Genomic DNA, 20,222 nt, shown 5'->3' on the forward strand with positions numbered 1-20,222 from the left:
TAGTAAATCAGAGACCCCCACCATGAGCCAACACGCCCCCCTGATCATCGACATTGCCGGCCTGAGCCTGAGCAAAACCGACAAACGCCGCCTCAAGCATCCGCTGACGGGCGGCATCATCCTGTTTGCCCGCAACTGGGACAACCGCGCCCAGCTCACGGCCCTTTGCAGCGAGATCAGGAAAATCCGCAAGGACCTGTTGATCTGTGTGGACCACGAAGGCGGCCGCGTGCAGCGCTTCAAGACCGACGGCTTCACCCACCTGCCGCCCATGCGCGCATTGGGTGAGTTGTGGCTGAAAGACGCCATGGCTGCCACCAATGCCGCCACCGCCTGCGGCTACGTGCTGGGTGCCGAGCTGCGCGCCTGCGGCGTGGATTTCAGCTTCACCCCGGTGCTGGACCTCGACCACGGTGAAAGCGGCGTCATCGGTGACCGCGCCTTTGCGCGCGATCCGCGTGTGGTCGGCCTGCTGGCCAAAAGCCTGATGCACGGCCTGCTGCAAAGCGGCATGGCCAACTGCGGCAAACATTTTCCAGGCCACGGTTTTGTCAAAGCCGATTCGCACACCGACATCCCGGTCGACAGGCGCAGCCTCAAGGCCATCCTGGCGGACGACGCCGCGCCTTATGAATGGCTCAACACCACGCTGACCAGCGTGATGCCGGCCCATGTGATCTACCCCAAGGTAGATGCGCGCCCGGCGGGTTTTTCCGAAAAATGGCTGACCTACATCCTGCGCGGCCAGCTCGGTTTTGGCGGCGCCATTTTCAGCGACGACCTCAGCATGGCCGGTGCCCGCCTGCTCGACGGCAAGCAGGTCAGCTACACCGAAGCGGCGATGGCCGCGCTCAACGCCGGCTGCGACATGGTGCTGCTGTGCAACCAGTCGATGGGCGAGGGCCAGGAAGTGGACGAGTTGCTCGACGGGCTGACGCAGGGCCAGCTCAGACAGCAGTGGGAGCCGCTCGAAGCCAGCGAGGGACGCCGTCTGGATCTGCTGCCCGCCACGCCCGCCATCGCCTGGGACGCGTTGATGCTGCACCCGGCCTACATGCACGCGCTCGGGCTGGTTCCCTGAGTTGGCATTCGAGTGAAGAGATTCCAAGACCGCTATAAAGCTTTTCTGCCTATGGACAGGGGCCAGCCTTGGCAAAGGCTGCGGCGATGAGCAGATTCAACGATTCCCCACCCGATCAAACATGGACGGCTTGCGCCACGAGACGCACCCCCAGGGCCGCACACACGCGGCTGATGGTGTCGAAGCGCGGCTGCGCATCGGGCCGCAACGCTTTGTACAAGGCTTCGCGGGTGAGCCCGGATGCCTTGGCAATCTCGCCCATGCCGCGCGCGCGGGCGATGTCGCCCAAAGCCGCCGCCAGCAAGGCTGGATCGTTCGCCTCCAGAATGTCCGTCAGATAGGCGGCGATCGCCTCCTCGCTGTCGAGATACGGTGCCGCGTCGAACTCGGGCAGGTCAGCCACTTTGATGCGTTGAGTCATGAATTTTTCTCCTTCAGTCAATCCAGCCGTGAAGCCAAAACCCTGGCACGCTTGATATCCGTCTTTTGGGTGCGTTTGGAGCCGCCCGCCAGCAAAACGATCACTTGAGCCCCGCGCTGTACGAAATACACGCGCCAGCCTGCGCCTACATGAATACGCAACTCCGACACGCCTTCGCCGACTGGCGCTACATCACCGGCCAAGCCGAGCGCCAGACGTTTGATGCGCGCAAGCACCACCCCACGCACTGCCACATCGGACAGGCCGTCCAGCCATTGCGTGAACTCGGGCAGAGGCTTGATCGAGAACATCAAAATATTGTAATCGTTCGATTACAGTCTATCAAGATGGATTCCCGAAAATAGCGGGTACTCACCCAGAAATGCTATAAATAATGTAGCAGCTTGCGCCCGTGTCTTATGGGCAAGCGGCCGATTTGATCTGGAAAAAGGATTTCCTCAGCTTCTGCCGCGCAGCCCCCTATGCCGCTGGCCAGCTCAGCTTGCCTGCCGCATCGACATGCGTGAGGTACAGGCGCAAATCGAGTTCGTATTGGTGATACTGCGGTTCCATGTAGGTGCAGAGCTGGTAAAACGCCTTGTCATGCGCCTTTTCCTTCAGGTGCGCCAGCTCGTGCACCGTGATCATGCGCAAAAATTCGATGGGCACCTCCTTGAACAGGCTGGCCACGCGGATCTCGCGTTTGGACTTGAGCTTGCTGCCCTGCACCCGCGACACCGTGGTGTGGGTGCCCAGTGCATGGGCAATCACCTGCAGCTTGCTGTCAAACGCCACCTTGCTCAACGCGTCGGCGTTGCGCAGAAAGCTGTTCTTGATGTCCATCACGTAGTCGTACAGCGCCTTGTCGGTGCGTATCTCGTGCGCGCAGCGGTATTTTTTGAGCAGCATGGCGCCCAGGCGGTCTTGCGCGACGAGGTCACGCACCTGGCTCTGCAGGGTGTCGGGGTAACCCGTCAGGTAGTTCATGGGGGCGGGAAGGAGGGAGGCGGGCGGAGGGCGGAGGCAATGGCTGATTTTAGTCCCGCGTCCGATTCTTGCTAAGCTTGTGGCATGAACCTGCCCGCCGCCCCGGACCCTGCTAACGCGCCCGAAATCGTGACGCCGCGCATCAACCTGGCGCTGCAGGGCGGCGGCTCGCACGGCGCCTTCACCTGGGGGGTGCTCGACGCCCTGCTGGACGACGGGCGCATCGACTTTGAAGGCATCAGCGGCACCAGCGCCGGTGCCATGAACGCCGTGGCCCTGGCCCACGGCTTTGCGCGATCTGAAGGCCAACCCCGGGCTGCGCGGCACGACGCGGCACGCGAAGCGCTGGACAGTTTCTGGAACGGCATTGTCGACATGGGGGCGCTGTCGTCCTCGCTTTCGCACTCGGTCAGCAAGATACAGCAGGCGCCGTTCGGCATCCTGTTCGGGCTGATGGGCGGCGGCAACTGGTCCAGCAAGCTGTGGACTGATGCCATGACACGTTACTGGTCGAATGCGCTCTCGCCCTACCAGCGCAACCCTTTCGACATCAACCCGCTGAAAGACTTCCTGGAAAAGCAGGTGGACTTTGAACGCCTGGCGGCGGCTGCCGGCCCGGACACGCCCCAGGTGTTTGTGGTGGCCACGCGCGTGAGCAGCGGCAAGGCCGAGGTGTTTTGCGGCAAGCGGCTGACCGCCAGCGCGGTGATGGCGTCGGCCTGCCTGCCCATGGTGTTTCAGGCGGTGGAGATTGACGGCGACCACTTCTGGGACGGCGGTTATTCGGGCAACCCGGCGATTCATCCGCTGATCTACCGCTGCGAAAGCCGCGACATCGTGCTGGTGCAGATCAACCCGATCCAGCGCGCCGAGCTGCCCACAAAACCCGGCGAGATCATGGACCGCATGACCGAGATCACCTTCAACGCCGCGCTGATTGCCGAGATGCGCGCGGTCGATTTCGTCAAGCGCCTGCTGGCTGAAGGCAAGCTGGACCCCGCGCATTACAAAGATGTGCTGATGCACCGCATCGACGGCGGCCAGGCCCTCGAAAAATTCACCAGCGCCAGCAAGTCATCAACTGACAAGGGCCTGATTCATTCGCTACGCGACCTGGGCATGGCGTGCGGCAAAGAGTGGCTGGCCAAACGCTTCGACGCACTGGGCGTGAAAAGTACAGTCAACATTGCGCGTGACTACCTGGACGACTTGCGCATGCCGGTGGAAAAGGCCGAGCCGGTGCAGATCGAGCCACCGCCGCCCGAACCGCCGCCGGTTTTTCTGCCGGGGGCCGGGTTGCTATAGTGTCTGGGTGAGCGTGGTTGCTATCGGTTTGATAGCTGCTGGCGCCCGTATCGCTTGGGTTAACTGTCGATTTGATGTTGTATAGTGAGATAAACCCATGCTTTCAAACACTTTTTTGAACCAGAGTCGCCGGTGTTATCTGACTGGTGGCCATGTGATTCCGCAGTTTTGCGGCATATATCAAAGTTAGACGTCATCGAGCTGATCTAAGGAACGCAAAGGAATTGGCATGAGTGAGTTGGTCGCGAACTGTCCACGCTGTGGGTCCCGGCATATCACCTTCGATGTGAAAGCCGCAAAGATCTACCGCGTTCAGTACGGGTGGCAGAACTGGTACGAAGCGTTCGGAATCTGTAGACATTGCGAACGGTCGGCCATCTTCGTTCTGTCTGAGAGTGTCAACGGAAACTACCAGTACGTTCACAAGGTCGGTCTAATGAAGGTTGAGGAGGCTCTCAACAAGTACGTAGAAGTGGAGGGACACATAAGCCTAAAGGACTCCGCATCGATCGAGCCGCCGGAGTTCCTTCCGAAGGACATCGAGGCAGTGTTCCGAGAAGGCGCTACTTGTCTGGCCGTCGGGTGCTACAACGCGGCAGGCACCATGTTTCGACTTTGTGTGGACCTCGCTACGAAATCGATGTTGCCCGCGGACGAAACCCCAGGTCTGAATGCGAAAACGCGTAGGGATCTGGGCATCCGCCTTCCGTGGTTGTTCGAGAACGGCAGGCTTCCCGAACCGCTTCGCGACTTGTCTTCTTGCATCAAGGACGACGGAAACGATGGCGCGCATGCGGGCAACTTGAAAGAAGCAGATGCTTCTGATCTACTTGATTTTTCGGCGGCCCTTCTCGAACGAATCTACTCTGAACCCGAAAGATTGCGCCTCGCCAAGGAAAGGCGTGAAGCTAGACGCGCGCAGTCCGGATAGAGAAATGACGTCTCACAAGTCGTTCGACACGGACACGCAGCGGCATTGCGCCGCGAGGCGTGCTGGTGAGCGTACGCCCCTCAGCGCAATGCCGGTGCGCGCCGGTTAACTCCGACGTCAGACGCCGTCATGAAACAGTGGCATGAGGTCGTGAGGTTGCTATGGGCTTCGCCCTGCTCTGCCGTCGGTATCGTGCTTGCCTGGATTCCCTTGCTGGCGGGCGGTCGGGCCAAGTGGTCATCGGGAGCGCTGGAGGTGACTTACCGCGAAAGCCAGGCGGGTTGCGGCAAGCTGGCGCGCAAGCTTCCGTTTCGCGGCATCGTCTTCGGCCATGTCATCCTTGCCGTGACGCGTGAGGAGCTGCGAATTATCAGTCCCCATGAGCGTGTTCATGTTCAGCAGTACGGGCGTTGGGGGCCGCTGTTCTTCTTCGCGTATGGCGCGTCAAGCATCTGGCAGCTCATCCGGGGCCGTAGCGCTTACTGGGACAACCATTTTGAGATTCAGGCTCGTGCACTCAGCGTCCAGACACATCGCCAGTAACACATCGCCTAGCCCAGCGGCCTGCCTGCGGCAGCTGTTGAATTCAATGGTTAAACGGGGAGGCAGAGGTGGGCAACGGCCGTTTCGGCGCGGAGAGCCGGTTCAGCCCAGCCCAAATCTCAGCCTTCGTGCCGCAGCGCAGGAAACAAAATGACGTCGCGGATGCTGGCGCTGTCGGTCAGCAGCATCATCAGGCGGTCGATGCCGATGCCGCAGCCGCCGGTGGGGGGCATGCCGTATTCGAGGGCGCGCACGTAGTCGGCGTCGTAATGCATGGCTTCTTCGTCGCCGCCGTCCTTGGCGTCTGACTGGGCGAGAAAACGCGCGGCCTGGTCTTCGGCGTCGTTGAGCTCGCTGAAGCCGTTGCCGAACTCGCGGCCGGTGATGTAGAGCTCAAAGCGCTCGGTCACCTCGGGTCGTGCATCGTTGGCGCGGGCCAGCGGCGATATCTCGGTCGGGTGCTCCATGATGAAGGTGGGCTGCCAGAGTTTGTCCTCAACCAGCTCTTCAAAATAGGTCACCTGCAGGCTGGGCAGCGAGCGGGCATCGAGCCTGTCCTTGGCGCTGAATTTGCCGAGTTTCTTCAGTGCGGCCAGCAGCCAGGCGGCGTCGTCCACATGGGCGCCGGCCTCGGTGTGTTTGAGGATGGCTTCGCGGATGGTCAGGCGTTCAAACGGCTGGCCCAGGTCCACTGGCCGGCCCTGGTAGCTCAGCTGTGTACCGCCGGTCACCCGGGTGGCGACATGGCGGATCAGGTCTTCGGTGAAGCTCATCAGGTCTTCGTAGTTCCACCAAGCGGCGTAGAACTCCATCATCGTGAACTCGGGGTTGTGCCGCACGCTGATGCCTTCGTTGCGAAAGCTGCGGTTGATCTCGAACACGCGCTCGAAGCCGCCGACGATCAGGCGTTTGAGGTACAGCTCGGGCGCAATGCGCAAAAACATCTGCTGGTCCAGCGCGTTGTGGTGCGTCACAAAGGGCTTGGCATTGGCGCCGCCCGGAATCGGGTGCAGCATGGGTGTTTCGACTTCGAGAAAATCGTTGTCGACCATGAAGTTGCGCATGGCCGAGACGGCCTTGCTGCGGGCGGCAAAACGCTTGCGCGCGGCTTCGTCGGTGATCAGGTCCACATAACGCTGGCGGTATTTGACCTCCTGGTCGGCCACGCCGTGGAACTTGTCGGGCAGCGGTCGCAGGCTTTTGGTGATCAGGCGGATGCTGGTGGCGTGAATCGAGAGCTCGCCGGTCTTGGTTTTGAACAGCGTGCCGGTCGCGGCCACGATGTCGCCCAAGTCCCAGTGCTTGAAGGCGTTGTGAACCTCTTCACCCACGCCTTCGTTGTTGATGTACACCTGGATGCGCCCGCCGGACGGGCCGAACGACGCGTCCTGCAGCGTGGCAAAACTGGCCTTGCCCATCACGCGCTTGAGCATCATGCGGCCGGCCACGCTGACGTTGACGGCCAGCGGCACCAGCTCTTCTTTGGTCTTGTCGTCGTACTGCGCAAACAGGGCTTCGGCCCGGTGTTCCGGTTTGACGTCATTCGGGAAGGCCACGCCCTTGCCGTCGGCCTGGTGCTGGCGCAGGACCTTGAGCTTTTCGCGGCGCTCGGCCATGAGCTGGTTCTCGTCATGCGCGGGCACGGCGGCGGGGCTGGTGATGGTGTTGGACATGAAAAAGGTTCTCGAAGAAAGAGGGCAGGCCGGGCCGCACAGGGCGGCGGGCCGGAAAAACCGGCGGGACCGGGCTAAGTGCCAAACCCCTGATTTTAGGCTGCGTTGCCGCCCGCACCGGGGCGACCGCGAACCTACATCGCGATACCGGTTTTTTCGAGGATGTCGCTGACCAGTTCGAGCCGGACCAGTGGGTTGTCCAGCTCCATCAGTCGCTGTTTGAGTTCCAGCGGCATGGGCAGCAGTTCGCACCAGCGGTTGGCCACCCAGGCGCAGTCGCCGAGCCGGTAGGGCGGCTCCAGCGGCATCTGGTCCGGCGGCACGCCGCGTTCCTGCAGGGTGCGGATCAGCTTGCCCAGCGCATTGGCGGTGCCGCGCAAGTCTTCGGGAACCGGGATGGCCTGGTCGTCGTCCAGCCGCGTCACATCGGCGATCCACAGGCCGTGCTTGAGCTTCTCGCGGCTGGAAATCTCGAAACGCTGGGTGCCGGTGCAGCGAATCACCATCAGGCCCGGCTGCGGCACTGAAAAGCTGGTGATGGTGGCCAGGGTGCCGATGTTGTAAAAGGCCTCGCTGGCAAAACCGTCGCCGCTGGGCCCGTCCTCGGGCTTGCGCACTTCGGAGCCCCGGGTCAGCGCCACCACGCCAAAGGGCGCACCGGTCTTGTGGCATTTGCCGATCATGTCGAGGTAACGCACCTCGAAAATCCGCAGCGGCAACAGGCCACCGGGGTAGAGCACCGTGCCCAGCGGGAAAAGCGGCAGCGAGGTAAGGGTGAGCACGTCAGACATCGATCAGGCGGGGGAATTTCTATGAAGCACTATCTTCCCACGATCCTGTTTCCCCATGTGCGGGCTTTGGCGCCGCCGGGGTATTCCTGCCAGGCGGTTCGCCGGCGGTCAGACAGCGCCCGGACCGGTTGGGCGCGCTCTTAGGCATGAAAACAGGCGCCGGCCCTTTCAGGAAGGGCGCGGGCAGCTATCAATTTGAGAGTGAATGCCGGCTGGGCCGGCGCCCGTGGTCGCCGTGGCCTCAGGCGACGGCGTCCGCCGGCTGGCGCAGCAGCATGGCCAGTGAATTCGCCACGGTCTTGCGCAGTTCGCGGCGGTCGCAGATGAAGTCGACCGCACCCTTGGTCTGCAGGAACTCGGCACGCTGGAAGCCTTCCGGCAGGGTCACGCGCACCGTGGACTCGATGACACGCGGGCCGGCAAAACCGATCAGCGCTTTCGGCTCGGCAATCACGATATCGCCGACAAACGCAAAACCGGCGCTCACGCCGCCCATGGTCGGGTCGGTCAGCACGCTGATGTAGGGCAGCCCTTTTTTGGCCAGGCGGGTCAGCGAGGCATTGGTCTTGGCCATCTGCATGAGGCTCAGCAGGCCTTCCTGCATGCGCGCGCCACCGGTGGCGGTAAAGCAGATGAACGGGACTTTCTGCTCGATCGCGGCATGCACGCCGCGCACGAAGCGCTCGCCGACCACGCTGCCCATGCTGCCGCCCATGAAGTCGAATTCAAAGCAGGCCACAACCACGCCGATGCTGTGCACCGCGCCGCCCATGACGATCAGCGCGTCGGTCTCACCGGTGTTCTCCAGCGCTTCTTTCAGGCGCTCGGGGTATTTGCGGCTGTCCTTGAACTTCAGCGGGTCCACCGGCAGCACTTCCTGCCCCAGCTCGTAACGGCCCTCGGGGTCCAGAAACGAGTCCAGCCGGGCCCGCGCGTCCATGCGATGGTGGTGGCTGCACTGCGGGCAGACGTTCTGGTTTTTTTCCAGATCGGTCTTGTAGAGCACGGCTTCACAGCTGGGGCACTTGACCCACAGGCCTTCGGGCACGCTGCGGCGCTCGGTCGGGTTGGTCGGGCTGATTTTCGGCGGGAGGAGTTTTTCTAGCCAAGACATGATGGGTCCTTATGTCCTTGTGGGGTGGTGCCCCCGGACGGCGCAGGCCGCTCGCAGGGGTAAAACCGGAAAAGAAAGGGGATTATGCGCTGTCTCCGGGCCCGGCCGGGGCGTCCAGCGCCTGCCGGACACCGGCCAGGAAATCACGCACCAGGGGCACCACTTCCCCGCGCGGCTGGCCGGTGATCAGCTGGATGATGCGGCTGCCGATGACCACCGCGTCGGCGACCCGGCCGATGGCTTTGGCAGTCGCGGCGTCGCGGATGCCGAAGCCCACACCCACCGGGATGCTGACGTGTTGGCGTATGCGTGGCAGCATGGCCTCGACCGCGCCCAGGTCCAGCGTGCCGGCACCGGTCACGCCCTTGAGCGAGACGTAGTAGACATAACCGCTGGCTACGCCGGCAATCTGTGCCATGCGTTCATCGGTACTGGTCGGGGCCAGCAGGAAGATCAGGTCCATGCCGTGGGCGCGCAAGGTGGCGGCAAAGGCCACACATTCTTCGGGCGGGTAGTCCACCACCAGCACGCCGTCCACGCCGGCCGCAGCCGCATCGCGCACAAACGCGTTCTTGCCGCGCTTGAGGTCGTAGGCTTCGATCGGGTTGGCATAACCCATCAGCACCACCGGCGTTTTGTCGTCCTGCAGGCGGAACACACGCACCATCTCCAGCACCTGCGCCAGGCCTATGCCCATCGCCAATGCCTGGTCGCCGGCTTTCTGGATCACCGGGCCGTCGGCACTCGGGTCGGAAAAGGGCACACCGAGCTCGATCACGTCGGCGCCGCCGGCCACCATGCCGTGCATGAGATCTGGCGTGATGTCGGCATAGGGGAAGCCGCCCGTGACGTAGGGAATCAGGGCCTTGCGGTTTTGCGCCTTGAGCGCAGCAAAAGTAGCAGCAATGCGGCTCATGATGGTGTTCCACTTCCCTTGACGGCGTGGCCGCGCATCGAGGGCCGGTCGTAAAAATCCGCGCCCGACAGGTCCGCCACGGTGCCGATGTCCTTGTCGCCGCGACCCGAGAGGTTGACCAGGATGGACTGGTCGGGGCGCATGGTTTTGGCGAGTTTCATGGCGTAGGCCACGGCGTGGCTGGACTCCAGCGCGGGAATGATGCCTTCCGTGCGGCACAGGTAATGAAAGGCCGAGAGCGCTTCGGCATCGGTGATGCCGACATATTCGGCGCGGCCGATGTCTTTCAGGAAGGCGTGCTCAGGGCCGACACCGGGGTAGTCCAGGCCGGCGCTGATGCTGTGGGTCTCGGTGACCTGGCCGTCCTCGTTTTGCAGCACATAGGTGCGGTTGCCATGCAGCACGCCCGGGCTGCCGCGTTGCAGCGAGGCCGAGTGTTTGCCGCTGTCCATGCCTTCGCCGGCCGCCTCGACGCCGATCAGGCGTGTTGTCTCATGCGAAATATAGGGGTGGAATATGCCCATGGCGTTGCTGCCGCCGCCGACGCAGGCAATCACCGCGTCGGGCTGTCCACCATTTCGAGTTGTGCTGGTCATTTCCGGCATCTGGGTCAGGCATTCCTCGCCGATCACGCTCTGGAAATCGCGCACCATCATCGGGTAGGGGTGCGGGCCGGCGACCGTGCCGATGATGTAGAAGGTGTTGTCGACATTGGCGACCCAGTCGCGCATGGCTTCGTTGAGCGCGTCCTTCAGCGTCTTGCTGCCGGATTCAACCGGCACCACGGTGGCGCCCAGCAGTTTCATGCGGTAGACGTTGGGGCTCTGGCGCTTGACGTCCTCGCTGCCCATGTAGACCACACATTCGAGGCCGTAACGCGCGCAGATGGTGGCCGTGGCCACGCCGTGCTGGCCGGCGCCGGTTTCGGCGATGATGCGCGGCTTGCCCATGCGCCGGGCCAGCATGGCCTGGCCGATGGTGTTGTTGATCTTGTGCGCGCCGGTGTGGTTCAGGTCTTCGCGTTTGAGGTAGATCTGCGCGCCACCCTGCTCGCGGCTCATACGGGCGGCGTGGTAGATCGGGGAGGGGCGGCCGACGAAATGCTTGAGCTCGTAGTGGAATTCCGCGAGGAAGGCCGGGTCGTGCTGGTATTTCGCGTAAGCGGCCTTGAGTTCGTTGATCGCGTGGGTCAGCGTTTCGGAAACAAAACTGCCGCCGTAAATCCCGAAGTGGCCCGTGGTGTCAGGTTGCTGGTAGGTGTACATGGTTTTTTGCAAGTAAGTCGTCGGCGGCACGAACGGCTGCGACGAACTGATGGATCTTGTCGGCGCTTTTGATTCCCTTGAGGGTGGAGCCCCCGGGTGCGGAAATCTCGACGCCCGAACTGACATCGACGGCCAGCGTTTTACAACGCGGCCGCACTTGCAAAATGCCATCGGTCACATTTGCAGGTGTGAGTCCACCAGACAAAACGAGGTGAGCGTTGACGCTTGGAGGAAGAAGTGACCAATTGAATGTTTTTCCGCCGCCCCCGAATCCGTCGACATGGGCGTCGAGCAGGATGGCCTGGGCGGCCTTGAAGTCTTCAGCGTATTTTACGAGATCAAAAGCCCGTTGTGCGATAGGGGATTCGCCGCCGGGCCGCCCCAAGGCGAATTGCGCCCCCTCGGGGGGCAGCGTATCACGCGCAGCGGAAAGCGTGGGGGCCCACAGTTCATCCAGCGGGATGCGTGCCGCGCGCAGGAAGGGCCGCCCGGCCCGCAGGCAGGCTTCCGGCGTTTCATCACCATGAAATTGCAGCAAAGCCGTTGGTACACGGGCGCAGGCAGCTATTATTTTTGTAGCGGATTCATTGACGAAAAGCAGCACCGGGGTGACAAAAGGCGGCAGGCGGCTGGACAGCTTGGCGGCGCGTGCGGCACTCACATAACGCGGGCTGGCTTCGTACATGACAAAACCGACGGCATCCGCACCTGCGGCCACGGCGGCGTCCACGTCCTCTTCGCGCGTGAGGCCGCAGATCTTGATGCGAGTCCTGTGCATGGTCATGGCAACCAATCATAAGCCGCGGTGCGCTCCGGCAGGCCGTAGTGCGCCTCATAACGCGGACCGAGGAAATACAGGCCATCGGGCGAAAACGTGGGGGCGGCCACGTCCCGGCGGCGCGCGGCCAGCACCTCGGCGAGCCAGTCGGGAGGGTGCTGGCCCTGGCCGACCGCCACCAGGCAGCCCATGATGTTGCGGATCATGTGGTGCAGGAAGGCATTGGCTTCGAACTCGAAGCGCCAGTAGTTCGCCCGTTGTGAAATCTCGATGCGGCTGATGGTTTTGACCGGCGATTTCGCCTGGCACTGGGCCGCGCGGAAGGAGCTGAAGTCGTGTTCACCCAGCAGGTGGGTGATGGCTGCGCGTATGGCTGCCGCGTCCATCGGCCGGTAGACCCAGCCGACGCGGCCGGCCTCGACACTGGGACGCACCGGCGATTCCAGCAGCACGTAGGCGTAGCGACGGCTGATCGCGCTGGCGCGGCAATGAAACTCGGCGGGCACCTCACGCGCCCATTGCACGGCGATGTCGCGGGGCAAAAAAGCGTTGGTGCCGCGCACCCAGGAGGGCAGCTCGCGCTGCAAGGGGGTGTCGAAGTGAACCACCTGCATCAGGGCGTGAACCCCGGCGTCGGTACGCCCGGCGCACAGGGTGCGCAAAGGCTGGGCGGCGAACTTGCCCAGCGCCTTTTCCAGCCGGTCCTGCACCGTGTTGCCCGAGAGCTGGCTTTGCCAGCCCTCGTAGGCGGTGCCGCTGTAGCTCAGTCCCAGAGCGATCCTCACGGGCAGCCCTCAGGGGAAAGGTGCAAGGGGTCAGGCCAGGGCGTTAAGAAAGGCCTGGGCCTTGCTTTTGAGCGAGCCGCTCGATTGCGCCAGCACTTCCTCGGCCAGCGAGCGGGCGCCATCGGCATCGCCAATCGCGCGGAACTCTTCGGCCAGCGCAAACTTGGTTTCCAGCGGATCGTCACTGTCCACCGATGGCGTGAGGTCGGTGGCTGCGGTGATTTTTGGGCTTTCCGTGGTCGGGCCATCGAGATCGAGCGACAGGGCGCCCATATCAAACTCAAGCATGCCGCCAGAGGTGTCCAGATCTGCGGCACCCGTGCTCAGGGTGGCCGGTTCGGTGGCGAAGTCCAGGCTGTTGCCTGCTGCGGGCGAGGCAACGGGGGCAGCGGCTTTCGCTGGAGCCGGTGCCGCAGCAGGCATGGCCACCGTTGCGGAACTGAAGTCCAGGCTGTTGTCGGCGGCGGGTGGGGCCGCCGCAACCGGCATGGCCAGGACGGGTTGGACCCGCGCCGCTGGGGCCGGCGACGCAACGGCTACTGGTGCGGCAGGTTCGTCGCCCAGAGAAAAATCAAGATCCAGGTCGAAATCCACGGCCGCAGCCGCCGGCTCCGGCGCCGGGCTGGCGGCTTGGGCCAGGGTCTGTCCAGCGGCCAATCCTGCGGCGCTGGCGCCGGCAACAACCATGCTGCTGCTTGCGGCCGCAGGCACGGGTTGTCCACCAGGTTGGTACATGGGGTTGGCAGGGTCCAGCTCACGGCCCATTTCAGCCATGTGCGCCCATTCAACGCCCTGGCCCCGGGTCAGGTTGAATGCTTCGGTCGCCACCATTTCAAAAGCCTTGGCGTCGCGGCGTTTGGCATAAATCTCCATCAGCTTCGCATGGATGGCCACACGTGTGGGACTCACACGGATGGCTTCCTTGAGGATTTCCTCGGCTTGCAGGTCACGCCCGTAAGCCAGGTAAACGTCGGCTTCAGCGACCGGATCCACATCGCCGGCGGCATCGAGCTGGCTCGGTGAATACACCATCGACGAGCCTGTGACGTTGGCCTCGTTGGTGTCTATGCGCTGGCCGCCGCTGGCGCCAAAGAAGGAATCGGGCTGCAAGCGGCTTTCGAGGAAGGAGCTGTCAACCGAGACGGCATTTTTGCGCTGGCGGGAGCGGTAAATACCGAAGGCCGCCAGAAGCACCAGCAGGGCAGCGCCGCCGGCCAGCATCAGCGGGTTGTCGAGCAGTTCGTCGATCAGGCTTGGTTCCGGAGGCGGAGGAGGAATCACGACCGGTTTTTTCACCGGCGCCGGCGCGCTTGCTGCCGGGGCGGCGGCAATCACCGGCGCGGTGTCGATGGCAGTGGCTGCAGGTGGCACGGCCGCGCTGGCCGGACTTGCCGCAGCGGCGGCGACAGGGGCGGACGCCGCGGGGGCTGCAGCAGGCAATACGCCGGGTGCAGCGGATGCGGCCGCCGGTGTTGCCACGGCCAGTCCTGGCGCTGCAGGGCTGGTGGCGGGCGCCACGGGGGTCGTGGCAGGAGTCGCCGGAGCGGCTGGCGCTGCAGGCGCACTGGTCAGCTTGTTCAGGTCGCTGATATTTTTCGACAGTTCGGCCACGCGGTCGGCCGCTTCCTTGGCTTGACGTTCCTGCGCGATTTTTTCTTCGGCCGCTGCCTTGCTCTGGACGGCACCTTTGGAGAGGGTCAGCTTGTCAGGCGTTGCGGCTGCTGGTGCCTTGTCCTCGACCTTGGCCTGGACCTGGCCTGCAGCCTTGCGGTCTGCACTGGCGACCTGGGTCGTCGGGGCGCCTTCGGCCAGCTTGCGGCGGAACTCGTTGAAGTCTTTGCTCTGAGCAACAATGGTCCGGGTGGCCTCGCCGGCAGGGATGTATTCCGCCTGGTCGCCCGTCGGGACTTCCAGGACCGCGCCGGACTTGAGACGGTTGACGTTGCCGCCTATGAAGGCATCGGGGTTGCTGCGCAGCAGCGCGACCAGCATCTGGTCCAGCGACACGCTGGCCGGTTTGGCCTGCGCCGCAATTTTTCCGGCTGTGTCGCCAGGTTTGACAACAATTTTCTGGCCATCCGCGGAGGCTGGCCGTTCGGCGGGGGCTGGCTGTGGTGCGGGCGCCTTGGCCACCGGGGCCGGCCTGAAAGGGGGCGGGCTGGGAGGGGGGGGCAGTGCTGGCGCGACGGCCGGCCGCGGTGGAGCCGGCAAGGCGGCCACGGGCGGCGGGGCGGCAGGCCGCGAAATGACGGGTGCGGTCGGGGTCGGCATGGCCGGCGCGGCGGCCTGGCGCAGATTCGGTGGATCAAACAGCATCGTGTAGTCACGCACGATACGTCCGGATGCCCAGCGGGCTTCGAGAATCAGGTCGACAAAAGGTTCGCTGACGGGCCTGTCGCTGCTCAGGCGCAGGAAAGACCGGCCATCGGTGCGGCGCTGCAGGCTGATCTGGACATTGGCCACGGCGGCCGTGTATTCCAGGCCGGCGGCCTTGAATGCATCGGCATTGGCGACGCTGGCCCGCAGGGAGGCTGCTTCGTCGGCGCTGATTTCGACGATTTCGATTTCTGCCCGCAGGGGTTCGCCCAAGGCGGACTGGACGATGACCCGGCCGAGCCCCAGAGCATGTGCCGGCAAAGTGGCGATGCTGCCCAAAACAGCCATGGCAGCCGCCACGGCTCCCATGCGCCAACGGACGGGTTGATTCATGGGGTTTGGAGCCTCCGGTGCCCGGGTTGCATTAAATTTTATTCTGCTGGTCCGCACAAAAACCTCAACGCTAATTTTCGACAAAACAACATTAACATCAAGGCATTAGGCTGACAAGCTAAGACAGCACTTAAGTTTTGACACCCCGGGTTAGCATCGCCTTACATCTTCCAGATGTTGCCTGACGACAACGGGCTGTCACAAGTGGTTACGGGTGGTGGCTGGGCATCATCAGCCACCCCGTCCAGATTTCAGGCCTGCAGCAGGATGCGCAGCATGCGGCGCAACGGCTCTGCCGCACCCCACAACAACTGGTCGCCAACCGTGAAGGCGCCCAGGTAGTCCGGCCCCATGGCCAGCTTGCGCAGGCGGCCAACCGGAATCGTCATGGTGCCGGTCACGGCGACCGGCGTCAGGTCGGTGATGCTGGCTTCACGCGTGTTGGGCACAACCTTGACCCACTCGTTGTCGGCGGCGATCATGGCTTCGATGTCGGCCAGCGGCACGTCTTTCTTGAGCTTGAAAGTCAGCGCCTGGCTGTGGCAACGCATGGCGCCGACGCGCACACAGAAGCCATCCACCGGGGTTTCGGCGGTGCCGAAGCTGGCGCCCTGGCCCAGGATCTTGTTGGTTTCGGCGCCGCCCTTCCACTCTTCCTTGCTCATGCCATTGCCGAGGTCCTTGTCGATCCAGGGGATCAGGCTGCCGCCCAACGGCACGCCAAAATTGGCCGTTTCGGCGGCGCCCAGGGACTGCTGTTTGGCCAGGACCCGGCGGTCGATTTCGAGAATGGCCGATTTGGGGTCGTCCAGCAGCGCCCGGACTTCACCGTTGAGCGTGCCGAACTGGGTCAGCAACTCACGCATGTGCTGCGCGCCGCCGCCGGAGGCGGCCTGGTAGGTCATGCTGGTCATCCACTCGACCAGGCCGGCCTTGTACAGTGCGCCCACACCCATCAACATGCAACTGACGGTGCAGTTGCCGCCAATCCAGTTCTTGCCGTCCTTGGCCAGCGCGTTCTGGATCACCGGCAGGTTGACCGGGTCCAGGATGATGATGGCGTCGTCGTTCATGCGCAGCGTGGAGGCCGCGTCGATCCAGTGGCCGGTCCAGCCGGCAGCGCGCAGCTTGGGATACACCTCGGAGGTGTAGTCGCCGCCCTGGGCGGTGATGATCACATCACACTTCTTCAGGGCATCGATGTCGAACGCGTCTTTCAGCGTGGTTTCGTTCTTCGCCTGCGCCGGGGCTTTGCCGCCGGCGTTCGAGGTCGAAAAGAAGACCGGCTCGATCAGGTCGAAGTCGCCTTCGGCCTGCATGCGGTCGATCAGCACCGAGCCGACCATGCCGCGCCAGCCGACGAGTCCTGTGAGATTGCCCTTGAGTTTCATGATGCGCCCTTCAAAAAGTCAAAAATGAAGCTTTTCGGCCCGGCTCATCGAGCCGGCAGGGCACGACGAACCAGGCTTGCTAGCCTTTAATGGTGGTCGTTTTGGTGGTCTGGGCAAAAACCGGCGCAGCGCCGATCGCGCGCGAAGCGGCGATAAAGCGGGTGAGTGCGGGGTTTTTACGCATGGGGCTATTGTAATCACGGCTGGCCGGACCGGCGCTTCGGGCGCCATTTGCCGGGTTGGCCTGTGGCTGCCAGCCAACGCCGAAGCGTCGGTGGCGTTTTCAGGACTGGCTCAGCGCCTTGACGACGGCATCACCCATCTGCACGGTGCTGACCTTGGTCGTGCCTTCGCTGAAGATGTCGGGTGTGCGCAGGCCTTGCGTCAGCACCGCGTCCACGGCTTTTTCGATACGCGCGGCGGCTTCCGGCTGGTTCAGGCTGAAACGCAGCATCATGGCCGCGCTCAAAATCGTTGCCAGCGGATTGGCCACACCCTGGCCGGCGATGTCGGGCGCGCTGCCATGGCTGGGTTCGTACAGGCCCTGGTTTTTGGTGTTCAGGCTGGCCGAAGGCAACATGCCGATGCTGCCGGTCAGCATGGCTGCGGCGTCGGAGAGGATGTCGCCGAACATGTTGCCGGTGACCACCACGTCAAACTTCTTCGGCGCCTTGACCAGCTGCATGGCGGCGTTGTCCACATACATATGGTCCAGCGCCACGTCGGGGTATTGCAAACCGACTTCAGTGACGATGTCTTTCCAGAACTGGAAGGTTTCCAGCACATTGGCCTTGTCCACGCTGGTCACGCGGCTGCCGCGCTTGCGTGCCGCCTGGAAGGCGACATGGGCGATGCGTTCAATCTCCGGGCGCGAATAACGCATGGTGTCGAACGCTTCCTCGCTGCCGGGGAAGTGGCCGTCCACGGCGGTACGCCGTCCGCGCGGCTGGCCGAAGTAGATGTCGCCGGTCAGCTCGCGGATGATCAGGATGTCCAGGCCGGACACCAGCTCGCGTTTCAGGCTGGAGGCGTCCACCAGCTGCGGGTAACAGATGGCGGGACGGAAGTTGGCGAACAGGGCCATGCTCTTGCGCAGGCCCAGGATGGCCTGCTCGGGGCGCAGCGGGCGATCCAGCTTGTCGTACTTCCAGTCGCCGACGGCGCCGAACAACACGGCGTCGGAGGCCTGTGCCAGTTTGAGTGTGGCTTCGGGCAGCGGGTGGCCGTGGGCTTCGTAGGCTGCGCCGCCCACCAGTGCGGTCTCGGTTTCAAATGTCAGGTCCAGTGCGCCCAGCACCTTGACGGCCTCGGCGACGATTTCGGTGCCGATGCCGTCACCGGGAAGAATTGCGATTTTCATGGTTGCTCTTTGATTGATAGCTGTTAGCGCCCGTCCCATAAGGGCTGGAGGCACTTTTTATATAAAAACAGGGGAATCAGGCGATCAGGGTATGCGCCAGCCAGGGCTTGGTCGCCAGACGTTCGGCCTCAAAGGCCTTGATCTTGTCGCTCTGGCGCAGGGTCAGGCCGATGTCGTCGTAACCGCCGAGCAGGCAGAATTTCTTGAAGGCCTGCACCTCGAAGGGAAGCTCTTCACCCTGCGGCTTGATCACCACCTGGCGCTCGAGGTCGATGGTGAGCTGGTAGCCGGGGAAGGCCAGCGCCTCGTCGAACAGCTGGCTCACTTGCGCATCGCTGAGCACGATCGGCAGCAGGCCGTTCTTGAAGCTGTTGTTGAAAAAGATGTCGGCGTAACTCGGCGCGATGATGGCGCGAAAGCCGTACTGGTCCAGCGCCCAGGGCGCGTGCTCGCGCGAAGAGCCGCAGCCGAAGTTCTTGCGCGCCAGCAGGATGGAGGCGCCCTGGTAACGCGGCTGGTTCAGCACGAAGTCCGGGTTCGGCCTGCGCGTCGCCGGGTCCTGGCCGGGAAAGCCGGGGTCCAGGTAACGCCAGGCGTCAAACAGGTTGGGGCCGAAGCCGGTCTTGCGGATGGACTTGAGAAACTGCTTGGGGATGATGGCGTCGGTGTCGACGTTCTCGCGGTCCATGGGGGCGACCAGGCCCTTGTGTACGGTGAATTTCTGCATGATGTGACTCTCAGGAGAATTTGCGAATATCGACGAAGTGGCCGTGTACCGCGGCGGCCGCCGCCATGGCCGGGCTGACCAGGTGGGTGCGGCCGCCCGCGCCCTGCCGGCCTTCGAAGTTGCGGTTGCTGGTGGAGGCGCAACGCTCGCCCGGCTCGAGCCGGTCGGCGTTCATCGCCAGGCACATGGAGCAGCCGGGCTCGCGCCACTCAAAACCCGCAGCAACAAAAATCTTGTCCAGGCCTTCACGCTCGGCCTGTTCCTTGACCAGGCCGGAGCCGGGCACGACCAGCGCGAGCTTGACGTTGCCTGCCACCTTCTTGCCGATTTTCTGGAGGATGGCTGCCGCTTCGCGCATGTCCTCGATGCGGCTGTTGGTGCAGGAGCCGATGAAGACCTTGTCGACCAGGATGTCGTTGATGGCCTTACCGGGCTGCAGGCCCATGTAGGTCAACGCGCGTTCGATGGCGTCGCGCTTGTTCGCGTCTTTTTCCTTGTCGGGGTCGGGCACACGGTCGTCGATCGACAGCACCATCTCGGGCGAGGTGCCCCAGGTGACCTGTGGCCGGATCTGGCTCGCATCGAGCTGCACCACGGTGTCGAAAACGGCGTCGGCATCGGACTGCAGCGTGCTCCAGTACTGCGCCGCTTGGTCCCACTCCACGCCGGTGGGTGCGAGCGGCTTGCCCTTGACGTAGGCGATCGTCTTGGCATCCACCGCGACCAGGCCGGCGCGAGCACCGGCTTCGATGGCCATGTTGCAGACCGTCATGCGGCCTTCCATGCTCAGGGCGCGTATCGCCGGGCCCCCAAATTCAATGGTGTAGCCGGTGCCGCCCGCGGTACCGATTTTTCCAATGATCGCCAGCACGATGTCCTTGCCGGTCAGGCCCGGGGCCAGCATGCCGTCCACCCGCACCAGCATGTTTTTTGCTTTTTTGGCAAGCAGGGTCTGCGTGGCCATCACATGTTCGACTTCGCTCGTGCCAATACCGTGCGCCAGTGCGCCAAACGCGCCGTGGGTCGAGGTGTGCGAGTCGCCGCAGACCACGGTCATGCCGGGCAGGGTGGCGCCGGTCTCAGGCCCCATCACATGCACGATGCCCTGGCGCTTGGACAGGAAGGGAAAGTAGGCGGCCGCACCGAACTCGGCGATGTTGCTGTCCAGCGTGGTGATCTGCTCCTTGCTGACCAGGTCGGTGATGCCGTCGTAGCCGAGCTCCCAGCCGGTGGTCGGCGTGTTGTGGTCGGCGGTGGCGACGATGGAGCTGATGCGCCAGACCTTGCGGCCGGCCTCGCGCAGGCCTTCAAACGCCTGCGGGCTGGTCACTTCGTGCACCAGGTGCCGGTCGATGTAGAGGATGGCGGTGCCGTCTTCCTCGGTGTGGACGACGTGTTCGTCCCAGATCTTGTCGTAGAGGGTGCGTCCCATGGTGTTTTCCTTC

At 63.5% G+C, this 20,222-nt stretch carries 19 protein-coding genes; 4 read left to right on the plus strand and 15 right to left on the minus strand.

All coding sequences use genetic code 11. The features are described from left to right. Nucleotides 1-22 precede the first annotated feature (22 nt). Nucleotides 23-1,081, plus strand: a complete 1,059-nt coding sequence (gene nagZ, locus PSV40_RS05015) for a beta-N-acetylhexosaminidase (RefSeq protein ID WP_300534985.1) — start codon at nt 23-25, stop codon at nt 1,079-1,081. Nucleotides 1,082-1,196: 115 nt separating this feature from the next. On the opposite strand, the gene PSV40_RS05020 is transcribed toward nagZ, so the two are convergent. The 3 genes from PSV40_RS05020 to PSV40_RS05030 form a co-directional block, all read right to left on the minus strand. Then, on the minus strand, nt 1,197-1,502 hold the full coding sequence (locus PSV40_RS05020; RefSeq protein ID WP_300534988.1) for an addiction module antidote protein: 306 nt from the start codon (nt 1,500-1,502) through the stop codon (nt 1,197-1,199). 17 nt (nt 1,503-1,519) lie between these two features. Continuing rightward, nucleotides 1,520-1,813 (minus strand): type II toxin-antitoxin system RelE/ParE family toxin, encoded by a 294-nt coding sequence (locus PSV40_RS05025; RefSeq protein ID WP_300534990.1) that lies wholly within the window; start codon nt 1,811-1,813, stop codon nt 1,520-1,522. Between the two features lie 169 nt (nt 1,814-1,982). Beyond that, nucleotides 1,983-2,489 carry a YgjP-like metallopeptidase domain-containing protein gene (locus tag PSV40_RS05030; RefSeq protein WP_300534992.1) on the minus strand — a complete coding sequence of 169 codons (507 nt, stop codon included), beginning with the start codon at nt 2,487-2,489 and terminating at the stop codon, nt 1,983-1,985. A gap of 84 nt (nt 2,490-2,573) precedes the next feature. Here PSV40_RS05030 and PSV40_RS05035 point away from each other — a divergent pair, with 84 nt between their 5' ends. From PSV40_RS05035 to PSV40_RS05045, 3 genes are all read left to right on the plus strand, one after another. Continuing rightward, complete coding sequence (locus tag PSV40_RS05035; RefSeq protein ID WP_300534995.1) at nt 2,574-3,794, plus strand: patatin-like phospholipase family protein; 1,221 nt, start codon at nt 2,574-2,576, stop codon at nt 3,792-3,794. A gap of 229 nt (nt 3,795-4,023) precedes the next feature. Next, on the plus strand, nt 4,024-4,725 hold the full coding sequence (locus PSV40_RS05040) for a DUF4145 domain-containing protein (protein WP_300534997.1): 702 nt from the start codon (nt 4,024-4,026) through the stop codon (nt 4,723-4,725). Nucleotides 4,726-4,854: 129 nt separating this feature from the next. Beyond that, entirely contained in the window at nt 4,855-5,268 is a 414-nt protein-coding gene (locus PSV40_RS05045) for a signal peptide prediction (RefSeq protein ID WP_300535000.1), read from the plus strand. A 119-nt stretch (nt 5,269-5,387) separates the two neighbouring features. Here PSV40_RS05045 and lysS read toward each other — a convergent pair whose 3' ends face one another. The 12 genes from lysS to leuC form a co-directional block, all read right to left on the minus strand. Beyond that, nucleotides 5,388-6,941, minus strand: a complete 1,554-nt coding sequence (lysS, locus tag PSV40_RS05050) for a lysine--tRNA ligase (protein ID WP_300535002.1) — start codon at nt 6,939-6,941, stop codon at nt 5,388-5,390. Between the two features lie 134 nt (nt 6,942-7,075). Next, on the minus strand, nt 7,076-7,732 hold the full coding sequence (locus tag PSV40_RS05055; protein WP_300535005.1) for an LON peptidase substrate-binding domain-containing protein: 657 nt from the start codon (nt 7,730-7,732) through the stop codon (nt 7,076-7,078). A 241-nt stretch (nt 7,733-7,973) separates the two neighbouring features. Next, complete coding sequence (gene accD, locus PSV40_RS05060) at nt 7,974-8,846, minus strand: acetyl-CoA carboxylase, carboxyltransferase subunit beta (RefSeq protein WP_096669400.1); 873 nt, start codon at nt 8,844-8,846, stop codon at nt 7,974-7,976. A gap of 82 nt (nt 8,847-8,928) precedes the next feature. Beyond that, complete coding sequence (gene trpA / locus PSV40_RS05065) at nt 8,929-9,762, minus strand: tryptophan synthase subunit alpha (RefSeq protein ID WP_300535008.1); 834 nt, start codon at nt 9,760-9,762, stop codon at nt 8,929-8,931. Then, nucleotides 9,759-11,027 carry a tryptophan synthase subunit beta gene (trpB, locus tag PSV40_RS05070; RefSeq protein WP_300535011.1) on the minus strand — a complete coding sequence of 423 codons (1,269 nt, stop codon included), beginning with the start codon at nt 11,025-11,027 and terminating at the stop codon, nt 9,759-9,761. Before trpB ends, trpA begins: the two co-directional genes overlap by 4 nt. Beyond that, nucleotides 11,005-11,805 carry a phosphoribosylanthranilate isomerase gene (locus tag PSV40_RS05075; RefSeq protein WP_300535067.1) on the minus strand — a complete coding sequence of 267 codons (801 nt, stop codon included), beginning with the start codon at nt 11,803-11,805 and terminating at the stop codon, nt 11,005-11,007. The genes trpB and PSV40_RS05075 overlap by 23 nt, the downstream gene beginning before the upstream one ends. A gap of 2 nt (nt 11,806-11,807) precedes the next feature. Then, nucleotides 11,808-12,590 (minus strand): tRNA pseudouridine(38-40) synthase TruA, encoded by a 783-nt coding sequence (gene truA / locus PSV40_RS05080; RefSeq protein WP_300535014.1) that lies wholly within the window; start codon nt 12,588-12,590, stop codon nt 11,808-11,810. A gap of 30 nt (nt 12,591-12,620) precedes the next feature. Further along, entirely contained in the window at nt 12,621-15,299 is a 2,679-nt protein-coding gene (locus tag PSV40_RS05085; protein ID WP_300535017.1) for a FimV/HubP family polar landmark protein, read from the minus strand. Nucleotides 15,300-15,550: 251 nt separating this feature from the next. Further along, nucleotides 15,551-16,690, minus strand: a complete 1,140-nt coding sequence (asd, locus tag PSV40_RS05090) for an aspartate-semialdehyde dehydrogenase (RefSeq protein WP_300535020.1) — start codon at nt 16,688-16,690, stop codon at nt 15,551-15,553. 283 nt (nt 16,691-16,973) lie between these two features. Beyond that, on the minus strand, nt 16,974-18,050 hold the full coding sequence (leuB, locus tag PSV40_RS05095) for a 3-isopropylmalate dehydrogenase (RefSeq protein WP_300535023.1): 1,077 nt from the start codon (nt 18,048-18,050) through the stop codon (nt 16,974-16,976). 76 nt (nt 18,051-18,126) lie between these two features. After that, complete coding sequence (gene leuD, locus PSV40_RS05100; protein ID WP_300535026.1) at nt 18,127-18,777, minus strand: 3-isopropylmalate dehydratase small subunit; 651 nt, start codon at nt 18,775-18,777, stop codon at nt 18,127-18,129. A gap of 10 nt (nt 18,778-18,787) precedes the next feature. Next, nucleotides 18,788-20,209: a 3-isopropylmalate dehydratase large subunit gene (gene leuC / locus PSV40_RS05105; protein ID WP_300535029.1), complete on the minus strand. Its 1,422-nt coding sequence runs from the start codon at nt 20,207-20,209 to the stop codon at nt 18,788-18,790. Nucleotides 20,210-20,222: the final 13 nt, after the last annotated feature.

This window comes from Polaromonas sp., assembly GCF_029945925.1.
GTDB lineage: Bacteria > Pseudomonadota > Gammaproteobacteria > Burkholderiales > Burkholderiaceae_C > Polaromonas.